Raw genomic sequence first — 11,401 nt, forward strand, 5'->3', positions numbered from 1 at the left:
CGATTGGGCCGACAAGGTGTATTAGATAGACCGAGTTGTCGGCATCGCGAGCAAGCCCGCTCCCACAGGGTGTAGATCCCAAGTCATGCGGACCAGGTCAGGCCTGGTTCAATTGCCTGGCCTGTTCCAGCACCGCTTCAACATGCCCTGGCACTTTCACGCCGCGCCATTCGTGACGCAGGACGCCTTCCTTGTCGATCAGGAAGGTGCTGCGATCCACGCCCAAGTACTCCTTGCCGTAGAGCTTTTTCAGCTTGATCACGTCAAACAGCTGGCACAAGGCTTCGTCCTTGTCGCTCAGCAATTCAAATGGAAACGCCTGCTTGGCCTTGAAGTTCTCGTGAGACTTGAGGCTATCCCGTGATACGCCAAACACTTCGGTGTTGGCGGTCTGGAACTCTGCGTAGTGGTCACGAAAGCCCTGGCCTTCAGTGGTGCAGCCCGGCGTGCTGTCTTTGGGGTAGAAGTAAATCACCACCTGTTTGCCTTTGAGGGCCGACAGGCTCACGGTTTTCTCGCCGGTCGCCGGGATCTGGAAGTCGCTTACGGGTTGGTCAAGTGCAACGGCCATGAGGGGTTCCTTCCTTACATCGGGTTCTGTGGGCGCCACGGTTCGATCAGCGCGTCGAGGTTCAGGGCATCGGCGAAATCCAGGAACTGGTCGCGCAGCCAGCTGATTTGCACACCGGGCGGCAAGGTCACGGTGAACGTGGCGTTGAGCATGGTGCCGCCGGTTTGCGGGGCCTGATAGGTGTCGCAGGTCAGGTTTTCGAGTTCAACGTTGTGGTCCATGAAGAACTGGCACAGCTCGTTGATGATGTCCGAGCGGTAGGCCGAACTGACATAAGCCACGTACGGCAGTGCTTGCGGGCGAGTCTCAAGTGCCGCGCTGCGCACCACATTGACGTTGAACGCGTGGCGTTTGGCCAGGGAGGGCAGGCCGGCCTCAAGGCGGGCCAGGGCGTCCCAGCTGCCAGAAATTTCCAGTACCAGCGCGCTGCATTCGCCGTGGCGAGTCAGACGAGAGGTCACCACCGCGCAGCGATTTTCATGGCTGGCCCGGCACAGGACGTTAGTCAGCTCCATTGGGTTGGCGCCGAGTGCACTGATGACAAGAAATTGTTCGCGGACTGTGGGGGTGGACATGCAGCCTTCCTAAAACGATGAGCGGTCAGTACGGTCGATGGCGTGCGAGTCGAAAATCAAGCCCTTAACAAACAGCAGAAGCCCGCCAGCAGGCCGTTTCAGGCAATTTGCACACGCGGCAAACTGCGTTCTGTGGCGTGGGGGCAGGGTGTGAAATGCTGACATAAAGGCCCGTAAAACAGACGTTCGCACACATCAGTACCAATCAAAGGATGAAGGGTAGCGAAAAGCAACGCGAAGGGGAATGCTCATGAGGCGCGCTGTTGCTTGTGCAAGGGTCATGGCGCCAGTACCATTACGGCTCTCTTTTTCCGGCAGGAGCGGTTGCATGATTGCGGGCAGTATGGTGGCACTGGTCACACCTATGGATGCACAAGGACGTCTTGATTGGGACGCTCTGAGCAAACTGGTGGACTTTCACCTGCAAGAGGGCACCAACGCCATTGTTGCCGTTGGCACCACAGGTGAATCAGCAACTCTGGATGTGAACGAACACATCGAAGTGATTCGTCACGTCGTCAAACAGGTGGCGGGGCGTATTCCGGTGATTGCCGGTACAGGCGCCAACTCGACGCGTGAAGCGATCGAACTGACCTCCAACGCGAAGGCCGCGGGCGCAGATGCGTGCCTGCTGGTGACGCCGTATTACAACAAGCCGACCCAGGAAGGCTTGTATCAGCACTTCAAGGCCATTGCCGAAGCGGTTGATATCCCGCAGATCCTCTACAACGTTCCGGGCCGTACGGCGTGCGACATGCTGCCAGAAACCGTGGTGCGCCTGTCGACAGTGAAAAACATCATCGGCATCAAGGAAGCCACTGGCGACCTGACCCGTGTACCCGCCATTCTGGCCGGTGTGAGCAGCGATTTTCTGGTGTACTCCGGTGATGACGCCACGGCTGTAGAGCTCATCCTGCTCGGCGGCAAAGGCAATATCTCGGTGACCGCCAACGTTGCCCCGCGTGACATGAGCGACCTGTGTGCCGCTGCGATGCGTGGCGATGCTGATACGGCCCGTGCGATTCACGAAAAACTGATGCCGCTCAATAAAACCCTGTTTATCGAATCCAACCCGATCCCCGTGAAGTGGGCGCTGCATGAGATGGGCTTGATGCCGGACGGTATCCGTCTGCCGCTCACCTGGCTCAGCGAAGCCTGTCACGAACCGCTGCGGCAGGCCATGCGCCAGTCCGGCGTCCTGGTTTAATTGAGGAAGCATTACGCATGAAGCGATTGGCCGGACTTTCCGCACTAGCCGTGATTATTTCAAGCACCAGCGGCTGCGGTTGGCTGTGGGGCCCAGATGGGTACTTCCGGGACCGTGGCAGCGACTATTTGCAAGCTCAAGAAACTGCACCGATGAAACTGCCGCCGGGCGTTGTCACTGACAAGCGCCTGGTGCCGTTGTTGCCGATTCCGGCCAACGTGCCGGATGACAACGTCAAGGGCGAGTTTGTCGTGCCACGTCCACAACCTTTGGCGGCGATTACCAGCTCCGGCGACTACAGCCTGCAAAAAACCGGCGACAGCCGTTGGGTGTTGGCGCAGCACGTGCCGTCCGAGGTGTGGTCGGTTGCGATGCAATTCTTCCAGGACAACGGCTTCCGTATCGACGAGCAGCGCCCACAAACCGGCGAGTTCACCACCGCTTGGCAGCAGGCTGGCGAATTGTCCTCGCCGATTGCCCGTCACGTGACCAGCAGCGGCTTGGCTGCCGACAGTGAAACCCGTCTGCGGGTGCGCATCGAGCCAGGCGTGCAGCGCAACACCAGCGAAATCTACGTGGTCAGCGCCAACCGCCCGGCGGGCAGCACCGCCAATGTTGATTTCACACAGAACTCGGTGAACACCGGTCTGGATGCGGGCCTGGTTGACGAAATGCTGATCAGCATGAGTCGCAGCGCCGAGAAGGGCGGTTCGGTGTCGTTGCTGGCAGCCCGTGACTTCGATACCCCGGCGCGTGTCACCCTGAGCGAAGACGGCAGCGGCAACCCGGTACTGAGCCTCACCGAAGACCTCGACCGTGCCTGGTCCAGTGTCGGTCGTGCACTTGAGCAAGGCGATTGGCGCGTTGAAGACATCAACCGCACATTGGGCCTGTACTACATCAACCTGGCGGAAAAAGCCGAGAAGAAGGACGAGAAACCTGGTTTCTTCTCCGGTCTCTTTGGTGGCAAGCCGAGCAAGGAAGAAGTTGAAGCCCGCGCCCAGCGTTATCAGGTTCGCCTGAGCAAGGTCGGCGACAGCGTACAAGTGACGGTTGAAGAGAACATCAACAAGAGCGCATCGCCAGAAGTGGCGCGCAAAGTGTTGAGCGAGATTCAAGACAACCTGGGCTAATTTTATGCGTTTTGCCGTTCTCGGCAGTGGTAGCCAAGGGAATGGCACGCTGATAGCCAGCAACAGCACCTATGTATTGGTCGATTGCGGTTTCTCGTTGCGAGAAACCGAGCGCCGCCTGGTTCGGTTAGGCGTCAGCCCACACCAACTGAGCGCGATTCTGGTAACCCACGAACATGCCGATCACGTGCATGGCGTGGGTTTGCTGTCTCGGCGCTACAATTTGCCGGTGTATATGAGCCGTGGCACTCAGCGCGGGATGCGCAAACCACTGGAACCAGCCGGTTTCGTGGCCGATGGTGAGACGCTGCAGATCGGCGCCCTGACCATCAGTGTGACCCGTGTGGCGCATGATGCTCAGGAGCCCACCCAATATGTGTTCAGTGATGGTCAGCGGCGCTTTGGCTTGTTGACCGACCTGGGTTCCTATTGCGCAGGCGTGCTGCACAGCTACCGCGATCTGGATGCGCTGATGATCGAGGCTAACCATTGCCGCGACCTGCTGGCCCGTGGTCACTACCCCTACTTTCTCAAGCAGCGAGTGGGTGGTCAGGAAGGACATTTGAACAACCATCAGGCCGCAAACCTGGTGGCCGAGTTGGGCTGGAAAGACCTGCAACACCTGGTGCTGGCCCACCTCAGCAGCAAGAACAACCTGCCGCAGCTGGCCCGACAATGTTTCGTCGACACCCTTGGGTGCGACCCGGACTGGCTGCAACTGGCGGATCAAGATTCAGGGCTCGACTGGCGCACAATCGCCTAGCCCACCTACTTAGCATGCGGAGCCCATCATGGAAAAACGTGAAGAACTCTATCGCGGTAAAGCGAAATCGGTTTACAAGACTGACGACGAAAACCGCTTGATCCTGTTGTTTCGCAACGACACCTCAGCATTTGATGGCAAGCGTATCGAGCAGCTCGATCGTAAAGGCATGGTGAACAACAAGTTCAACGCCTTCATCATGCAGAAACTCGAAGCCGCCGGCGTGCCGACGCAATTCGACAAACTGCTGGGCGACAACGAATGCCTGGTTAAAAAGCTCGACATGATCCCGGTTGAATGCGTTGTGCGTAACTACGCGGCAGGCAGCCTGGTCAAGCGTCTGGGTGTTGAAGAGGGCATGAAGCTCAACCCTTACACCTTCGAACTGTTCCTCAAGGACGACGCCAAGGGCGACCCGTTCATCAACGAATCCCATGTAGTGGCATTCGGTTGGGGCACAGCCGAGCAACTGGTTCGCATGAAAGAACTGTCGCTCAAAGTTAACGACGTGCTGAACAAACTGTTCGACGACGCTGGCTTGCTGCTGGTCGACTTCAAACTTGAATTCGGCGTATTCCACGACGGCACCATCGTCCTGGGCGACGAATTCAGCCCGGACGGCTGCCGTCTATGGGACAAAGCCACTGGCAAGAAAATGGACAAAGACCGTTTCCGTCAGGGCCTGGGCGACGTTATCGAAGCCTACGAAGAAGTTGCAAACCGCCTCGGCGTCCCGCTTTAAGCTGTAAAAGCGCGCAAGCAACTGATAGCACGCGATTTTTTTGAAAAAAGGCTTTGCCTGAAATCAAAAGCGTTGTTATGATGCGCGCCGTTGGAGAGATGCCAGAGTGGCCGAATGGGACGGATTCGAAATCCGTTGTACTGGCGACAGTACCTAGGGTTCGAATCCCTATCTCTCCGCCATTACATAGAAAAGCCCCGTAGCTGAATAAGCTACGGGGCTTTTTCGTTTCTATTCGATAAGTTCGCTATCTCAGGCATTGAGCGGCGGATAATGCGCCGCTCAATGCATCGATACTTCCTGCCGCTGATTAAGCCGGCTCTGCCACCAGGCTATTACTCACATTACGCCCCAGCACCAGCACGGTGACAAAGCCGCAGCCGACCAGTGCGGTGGCGAGGCTGAATAGCATTGCGCTGCCCATTTGGTCGACGATCTGGCCGCCGAAGAATGAGCCCAGGGCGATAATCACCTGGAACAAGGCGATGAACAGCGGCATGCCGCGTTCAACGTCTTTGGGGGCAACGACGAACATCCAGATGCTGGCGCAAGTCGGGAAGGCGCCGAAGGCAAAGCCCCAGAGTGCAATGAGCATGACGGCACCGGTCATGTGGGTGGCGAAAAGGGGGAACAGAGCGGTGCTGGCGCCGATCATCAATGCAACCAGTAGCAGGGTGTAGCGCACGCTGCGGTTGGCCGCGAAGCCGGCAAAGAAGTTACCCAGAACCCCGGCCGCGCCGTAGAGCAGCAATAGGGAGCCAATGGTCGGTCCATCGAAGCCCGAACTGTTTTTAAAGAACGGTGCAACGTAGGTGTATGCCGCAAAGTGGGCCAGGCCAATGAGCAATACGGCGATCAGGCCAACCCGGGATTTCGGGTTGATAAACAAGGCTGGCAGGTCGCTCACCAAAATGGCCTTTTCCGGATTGAGGCGCGGCAACAGAAAAATTTGTGCCAGCAGCACCGGCAAGCCCAGCAGCGCGGTGAGCAGAAACGTCATGCGCCAACCCATCAGGCCGCTCAGCCAAGTGCCCACGGGCACGCCCAGCACGGTGGCCAAGGTCACCCCGAACATGATGATTGAGGTTGCCTGGGCGACGCTCACGCCTTTGGGGGCCAGCCTGCCGCTGAGGCCGATGGCGGTCGCCCAGAAGCCGCCGATGCTGATACCCAGCAATGCGCGGCCCAACAGCAGCAAATTGAAGTCGCTGGCGACGGCTACCACCGAGTTGGCGACGATCATCAGCAGGGTCAGGCCGATTAGCAGATAACGCCGGTCCATGGCGCCGATACCAACAGACAGTAAGGGGGCGGCGAGCGCCGCCATTATGCCGGGCAAGGTTACCATTAGCCCGGCGTGGCCCGCGCTGATGCCAAGGTCGGTGGCGACGTCGTTGAGGACGCCCACCGGGAGAAACTCGCTGGTCACTAAGGCAAAGGCGCCTACGCAGACCGACAGAATCGCCATCCACTGCTGTTTGACGCTTTGCTGATTATGTTCGGGTAGGCCGCTGGAGGCCTGGCTTGCGCTTGGCATGGGGTGGGGTTCCAGGATGGATATCGCCTGAGGGCAGGCGAGGAGGGGAATTGGGAGGCGATTATAAGAAGCCATTTCGGCAATCAGGCAGGCGGTCGTTTCGATAGTGATCATCAGTGTAATTAATGCGATGACCCGGTTGCTTTCGCGAGGTAGAACAGTGGCTTACTGAGCGGCGGATGTTTGAAGGTGTGAAATATCTCTCAGGGTTAATACGTCAATCGCTTGACGAAATCTTTTTGACTGTCATTTTTCTGAACATGAACAGTAAATGCAGTTTGCACATTAGGGAATGAGAGCTATTATCCGGGTGTCTTTGTGCCATGACCCGGTGGCGCCATGATCAAACTGTCCATGAAAAACTCGATGTGCCCTCTCGGTGTTGTATGGAGTGGCCATCTGCTGATTTTTTTTGCAATCGCTTCAAGCTCTCGAGAAAATTTCGAGCGGGGTGAAATTTCATAGACGGCTCGTCGTTTGTGGGTCGCGTACCGTACGGCGAGATCTTCGGGTAAATTGCCAACATACATAAGTGACAAGTCAACGTTACAGGAGGTCAGGGCAAGCAGTTTGCTAAATGCATCGCGGCCTTCCACAGAGCTATACGTTCTATTACTGATAACTCTGAATTTTCTGATTTTATATTGGTTATTTAGCGTATAGATAAGCGCGTGTGCATTCAGGATCGAAGCTGGCTCATTACAGATGACCACCAATACTTCATGAGCGGCACGTGTGAAGTTCAGGACAGAATCATTGGCCCCGGAGGCAGTGTCTACAACCAGTACATCCACTTCAGTCTGGATTTCGTTGAACGCGTTTATAATCCCGACGTGATGAGCGGTTAGAAGACCGTGCATCGTTTTTGAGTAGGGGCTGCCGAGTATCAAGTTGATGCCTCGGGGGCCAGTGTGCAGTATGTCGGTTAAGGTGCAATTGCCTTCAATCAAGTTTGAGAGTGTTCTCTGCGGTCTGATATTCAGCAGTGTATCGATGCAAGGCAGTTCAAGGTTGCCGTCCAGTAACGCAACCCTCTGCCCTAAAGTGGCCAGGGCAATGGATAGATTGATGGCCAGTGTGCTTTTGCCGGTGCCTCCTTTGCCGCCGGTAATGGCAATGACCTGAACTGAATGCTTTTTTTTCATGAAGATAACGCCGTCCTTAGCGGGTTGCGCAAGTGTAAACTTGCCGGGTTATAATTTTATTCTTATTTTGTAGTGGCTATGTTTGTCTCTGAAAGCACCCGTGTCCCCCGTGAGTAAAAAGCGCGTGGCTCTAAATGCGGCGGTACTTCGGGAACAGTGCAATGAGCGTATTTTTTTATAAGCCCACCACCATCCGCGTTTTTTTCTATGATTGTCCATGGGGTTGATACTTCTTGGGTTTTTTAGAGACTTGCTATGTGATTTCATTCTCCCATGCGCATGCTTTAATCATAAGTGTCCCCTGAGGCTAATAGTATGTCCTGAAGCGCAACAGCATTGACTCAGTCCTGTGGCAGGATTAATTCTATAGAGTCTGTTGTGCACGTTATTTTATGTCTGAAAATTAGAAGGCACTCGTTCGTGCTCTTGTTTGTTCCGTGGATGAATGAATGTATAGAATTCGAAAATCATATGTTTACTTGCTCTGTCGAGCGTTGGGGACTGTCTATAAGTCCAGTGAAACATTTCATGATTATGTCGATGACACGGAATTTGTTGAAATCCAGTCGGTGTATGAGTGGTTGGCCAATCTTGCTGTAACTTCTTGCGACCCGGATCTGGGATTAAGGGCGTACAGGAACATGCACCCCGCCATGCTGGGGGCGTTGGGGTATGCAGTCATGTCATGTGCGACATTGGGGGGAGCCCTTGAACGCCTGGTAAATTACTATCCCTTGATCAGCAGTGGTTCATTGTTAAAGCTGGAATTACATGACCATATCGTAAAAATTGTCAGTATTGAGGTGACCAAAAAAGTGCCCCGCGTCTTTATAGACGCAGGCTTCTCAATTTTACTGGCGCTGATCAGGTGGCTGGTCCCTCATTATTATGTGGTGCCGTTGGGGGTTGAATTAGTCTATGCTCCTCCCGGCGAAAGAGCGGGGCTGGAAGAGGTGTTTGGGCGGAATTTAAAGTTTTCAGCAGGTCATAATGTATTGGTATTTCCTCGGGAAATTTGCAATTACCCACTGATTACAGCATCGCCAAAGCTAGACCGTCTACACGCTGAGTTTCTTAAAGTTCAACTGGAATCATCGCCCACCGGTTTCGCATCGTCGAAGATAAGAAGAGCCGTTGCGCAAAGTTTAGCCCTGGGGGTTACCCCGACATTGGATTCAATTGCGGACGCACTTAAAGTGAGCAAAAGAACCTTGCAGTACTCTTTAAGGAATGAGGGGCTCAGCTTTTCCATGGTGTATAACGATGTCAGGCAAGCCTTGGCGCATGATTATTTGAGGCACTCTGTATACAGTATTAAGTATATTTCTGCGACATTGGGCTTTAGTGATCAGAGCAGTTTCTACAAAGCCTCTTTAAGGTGGTTTGGGATGACGCCTCAGAACTACAGGGATTTATCTTGAGTATTAAGTTTCAGGAGTTTTTGTTTTAGCTTTTATTTCTGTTTGTTTGTTGTCATAAAAAATACATATTTTGTTTCGGTTTTTTATGGATGTGCGTAGTTTGGCTTTCTCTGTCGGCTGTTTAGCAGCTTTTAAATGGTCGTCGCTCTCAGCGTAGATGAGAGTTGGTAACCGATTTTTTTCAAAATAAAGTTTGTGCGGTATGGCTTCGTCAGGGGTGTTCCAGACCTGTTGGTGGCAATCAGAAGCGAGAAAGGGGAGGCCATCCATAGCCTTTTAGTGTCTCGATTTTTCCACATAAACATGGCGAAAAGGCAGACGAATTATATCGGCGTCCATTCAACTTACGTCGGGCTTGCTCACTGCCAATAACAAAAAAGGCGGGCGTCTAAGTGCATCTGTTAATGATGGGCGCTCTTTTAGTGCATGCGACAAAGGCGTGGGTTCGCCCAGATGATCCAGTCGAAAACCCGCGACTATCAGTGTGTTGACGTAGGTTTGCAGAGTCCGGTGGAACTTGGTCACGTTCTCCACAAACCAACGGCTTTGGCGTTCTGTTTCATAGTGGTAATTGTCCAGTGGCCAATGCAGGCGTTCGCCCTCAGGGCTGAGGACCCAGCCGCTTGGCTGCGCCGTGCAGAGCGGGTGTTCGACTGAAAAAACGAATTGGCCACCCGGGACAAGGCCTGCGTACACGCGTTTGACCACCGCTGCATAATCATCGATGTAGTGCAGCGCCAGCGATGACACCACCAGATCAAAAGCTTGATCCTCGGGTGTGAAGCTTTCGATCGGGTGATGCACATACACAATCTTGTCGTCCTGGGTGAGGTGCCGGGCCTCAGACAACATCTTTTGTGAAATATCGACAGCAGTGACCGCCTGGGCGCCCTGGCTGCGGGCATAGCGTGCGAAGTCACCAAATCCTGCACCCAAATCCAGCACTTTAAGCCCCTGCAATTTGGGCAGCAGCGCATGAAATGCCGGTATTTCAAGCACACCGTTCAGCCCCGAATCCTTCTTGCGCAGGTTCTTGTAGCCTTCAAAAAATACCGGATCGTCGTACACGTTCTGAGGCCGGGGTGAGGTCGTGTCACTCATCTACAAACTCCTGTGGAGGGGTCGCCTGAAGGGTTGAAGTTGACTAAACGTCCAGCAAAAAACACGCCATTAATGTTTACAAGGCTTGTCGGGCATTACCTGCCCTGAAGGTGTCTGGCTGCAAGCAGCGTTCCTGCAGTGCTGCTGTTGGCGCAGCACTGGGGAAGGTCGTCAGAGGTTGTGTTGATCAGCCAGCCAGCGCATTGAGTACGTGCACCGGGTCATTATGGATGGCTTTTAACAGGGCTTTGGCGGGGCCGGTGGGCTCTCTACGGCCTTGTTCCCAGTTACGTAAGGTGCCGAGTTGAACGTCAATCAGCGCTGCAAATTTGGCTTGCGTCATACCTAAAATTCTTCTGTTTCAACAAGGAATTCACTATGTCAGGTCTTGAGGAGCGCGTGGGCGGGCGTGAGTGGCGCGCCGATGTGCTGGTGATCGGGGGTGGACCCGCGGGCACTTGGGCGGCGATCAGCGCGGCGGCCCAGGGCGCACGTGTGGTGCTGGCGGACAAAGGCTACTGCGGGGCGTCCGGGGCTACGGCGCCATCGGGCACGGCCGTCTGGTACGTCGAGCCTGACGCGCAAAAGCGTGAAGACGCCAAAGCCAGCCGCTATGCGCGCGGTGGCTATCTGGCGGAAAACGACTGGATGGACCGCGTCCTCGAACAAACCTGGAGCAACATGCAAACCCTCGCTGACTGGGGTTATCCGTTCCCGCTCGACAGCGACGGCCAGCAGCAGCGTATTTCTTTGCAGGGCCCGGAATACATGCGTTTGATGCGCAAGCGGGTGAAGCAGGCCGGCGTGCGAATTCTCGATCACAGCCCGGCGCTGCAACTGCTCACAGACAGTGAAGGGCGCGTCAGTGGGGCGTCCGGTTTCTCGCGACAGAAAAATCATGAATGGAAGGTCGAAGCCGCTGCGGTAGTCATCGCGACGGGTGGCTGCGCGTTTCTAAGTCGGGCGCTGGGTTGCAATGTATTGACGGGCGACGGGCATTTGATGGCGGCCGAAGTCGGCGCCGACTTTTCCGGCATGGAGTTTTCCAATGCGTATGGCTTGTGCCCGGCTTTTTCGTCGGTGACCAAATCAGCGCTCTATAAGTGGGCGGTTTTTTATCATGCTGACGGTCGCGTGATGGAAGTAGGAGCGGGGGGTGGCGCCCCGGCGTTTTTTAATATAAAAAAAAAAGGGCGCACCGGGGCG

General features: G+C 55.0%; 12 protein-coding genes, 1 tRNA gene and 1 pseudogene. 7 read left to right on the forward strand and 7 right to left on the reverse strand.

Annotation, left to right across the window (positions count from 1 at the left end):
• Positions 1-97: 97 nt before the first annotated feature.
• Both QMX84_RS24405 and QMX84_RS24410 read right to left on the reverse strand, forming a co-directional pair.
• Complete coding sequence (locus QMX84_RS24405; RefSeq protein WP_282364992.1) at positions 98-571, reverse strand: peroxiredoxin; 474 nt, start codon at positions 569-571, stop codon at positions 98-100.
• Between the two features lie 14 nt (positions 572-585).
• Complete coding sequence (locus tag QMX84_RS24410; RefSeq protein WP_048368689.1) at positions 586-1,146, reverse strand: glycine cleavage system protein R; 561 nt, start codon at positions 1,144-1,146, stop codon at positions 586-588.
• Between the two features lie 328 nt (positions 1,147-1,474).
• On the opposite strand from QMX84_RS24410, the gene dapA reads away from it, so the two are divergent.
• The 5 genes from dapA to QMX84_RS24435 all read left to right on the forward strand — a co-directional run bounded on the left by dapA (position 1,475) and on the right by QMX84_RS24435 (position 5,173).
• A complete protein-coding gene (gene dapA / locus QMX84_RS24415; RefSeq protein ID WP_153372288.1) occupies positions 1,475-2,353 on the forward strand; it encodes a 4-hydroxy-tetrahydrodipicolinate synthase in 879 nt (292 codons plus the stop codon).
• A gap of 17 nt (positions 2,354-2,370) precedes the next feature.
• Complete coding sequence (gene bamC, locus QMX84_RS24420; protein WP_153329612.1) at positions 2,371-3,486, forward strand: outer membrane protein assembly factor BamC; 1,116 nt, start codon at positions 2,371-2,373, stop codon at positions 3,484-3,486.
• Positions 3,487-3,490: 4 nt separating this feature from the next.
• A complete protein-coding gene (locus QMX84_RS24425; RefSeq protein ID WP_282364993.1) occupies positions 3,491-4,249 on the forward strand; it encodes an MBL fold metallo-hydrolase in 759 nt (252 codons plus the stop codon).
• A 28-nt stretch (positions 4,250-4,277) separates the two neighbouring features.
• The gene (gene purC, locus QMX84_RS24430; protein ID WP_048368685.1) at positions 4,278-4,991 is read left to right on the forward strand and encodes a phosphoribosylaminoimidazolesuccinocarboxamide synthase; all 714 of its coding nucleotides are present in this window, start codon (positions 4,278-4,280) and stop codon (positions 4,989-4,991) included.
• 92 nt (positions 4,992-5,083) lie between these two features.
• Positions 5,084-5,173: transfer RNA gene (locus tag QMX84_RS24435), tRNA-Ser, on the forward strand.
• Positions 5,174-5,301: 128 nt separating this feature from the next.
• On the opposite strand, the gene QMX84_RS24440 is transcribed toward QMX84_RS24435, so the two are convergent.
• Positions 5,302-6,528 carry an MFS transporter gene (locus QMX84_RS24440; protein WP_262123776.1) on the reverse strand — a complete coding sequence of 409 codons (1,227 nt, stop codon included), beginning with the start codon at positions 6,526-6,528 and terminating at the stop codon, positions 5,302-5,304.
• Positions 6,529-6,830: 302 nt separating this feature from the next.
• Positions 6,831-7,673 (reverse strand): P-loop NTPase, encoded by an 843-nt coding sequence (locus QMX84_RS24445; protein ID WP_282364994.1) that lies wholly within the window; start codon positions 7,671-7,673, stop codon positions 6,831-6,833.
• Between the two features lie 449 nt (positions 7,674-8,122).
• Here QMX84_RS24445 and QMX84_RS24450 point away from each other — a divergent pair, with 449 nt between their 5' ends.
• Positions 8,123-9,094, forward strand: a complete 972-nt coding sequence (locus tag QMX84_RS24450) for an AraC family transcriptional regulator (RefSeq protein ID WP_262123778.1) — start codon at positions 8,123-8,125, stop codon at positions 9,092-9,094.
• A gap of 3 nt (positions 9,095-9,097) precedes the next feature.
• On the opposite strand, the gene QMX84_RS24455 is transcribed toward QMX84_RS24450, so the two are convergent.
• The 3 genes and pseudogenes from QMX84_RS24455 to QMX84_RS24465 form a co-directional block, all read right to left on the reverse strand.
• The gene (locus QMX84_RS24455; protein ID WP_282364995.1) at positions 9,098-9,364 is read right to left on the reverse strand and encodes a hypothetical protein; all 267 of its coding nucleotides are present in this window, start codon (positions 9,362-9,364) and stop codon (positions 9,098-9,100) included.
• Positions 9,365-9,433: 69 nt separating this feature from the next.
• Positions 9,434-10,195 carry a class I SAM-dependent methyltransferase gene (locus tag QMX84_RS24460; RefSeq protein WP_262123779.1) on the reverse strand — a complete coding sequence of 254 codons (762 nt, stop codon included), beginning with the start codon at positions 10,193-10,195 and terminating at the stop codon, positions 9,434-9,436.
• Positions 10,196-10,382: 187 nt separating this feature from the next.
• Positions 10,383-10,541: pseudogene (locus QMX84_RS24465) on the reverse strand (helix-turn-helix domain-containing protein); the annotation flags it as partial.
• Between the two features lie 32 nt (positions 10,542-10,573).
• Between QMX84_RS24465 and QMX84_RS24470 the strand changes: the two are divergent.
• On the forward strand, positions 10,574-11,401 hold an 828-nt coding region (locus QMX84_RS24470), incomplete at its 3' end, for an FAD-binding protein (protein ID WP_282364996.1).

This window comes from Pseudomonas sp. PS01297 (genome assembly GCF_029959305.1).
Lineage (GTDB): Bacteria > Pseudomonadota > Gammaproteobacteria > Pseudomonadales > Pseudomonadaceae > Aquipseudomonas > Aquipseudomonas helleri.

Bases quoted from the DNA above. Each gene is read 5' to 3' on its own strand.
- bamC (WP_153329612.1), top strand. From the start codon at position 2,371: ATGAAGCGATTGGCCGGACTTTCCGCACTAGCCGTGATTATTTCAAGC.
- QMX84_RS24445 (WP_282364994.1), bottom strand. From the start codon at position 7,673: ATGAAAAAAAAGCATTCAGTTCAGGTCATTGCCATTACCGGCGGCAAA.
- QMX84_RS24440 (WP_262123776.1), bottom strand. From the start codon at position 6,528: ATGCCAAGCGCAAGCCAGGCCTCCAGCGGCCTACCCGAACATAATCAG.
- QMX84_RS24410 (WP_048368689.1), bottom strand. From the start codon at position 1,146: ATGTCCACCCCCACAGTCCGCGAACAATTTCTTGTCATCAGTGCACTC.
- dapA (WP_153372288.1), top strand. From the start codon at position 1,475: ATGATTGCGGGCAGTATGGTGGCACTGGTCACACCTATGGATGCACAA.
- QMX84_RS24405 (WP_282364992.1), bottom strand. From the start codon at position 571: ATGGCCGTTGCACTTGACCAACCCGTAAGCGACTTCCAGATCCCGGCG.
- QMX84_RS24455 (WP_282364995.1), bottom strand. From the start codon at position 9,364: ATGGATGGCCTCCCCTTTCTCGCTTCTGATTGCCACCAACAGGTCTGG.
- QMX84_RS24425 (WP_282364993.1), top strand. From the start codon at position 3,491: ATGCGTTTTGCCGTTCTCGGCAGTGGTAGCCAAGGGAATGGCACGCTG.
- purC (WP_048368685.1), top strand. From the start codon at position 4,278: ATGGAAAAACGTGAAGAACTCTATCGCGGTAAAGCGAAATCGGTTTAC.
- QMX84_RS24460 (WP_262123779.1), bottom strand. From the start codon at position 10,195: ATGAGTGACACGACCTCACCCCGGCCTCAGAACGTGTACGACGATCCG.
- QMX84_RS24450 (WP_262123778.1), top strand. From the start codon at position 8,123: ATGTATAGAATTCGAAAATCATATGTTTACTTGCTCTGTCGAGCGTTG.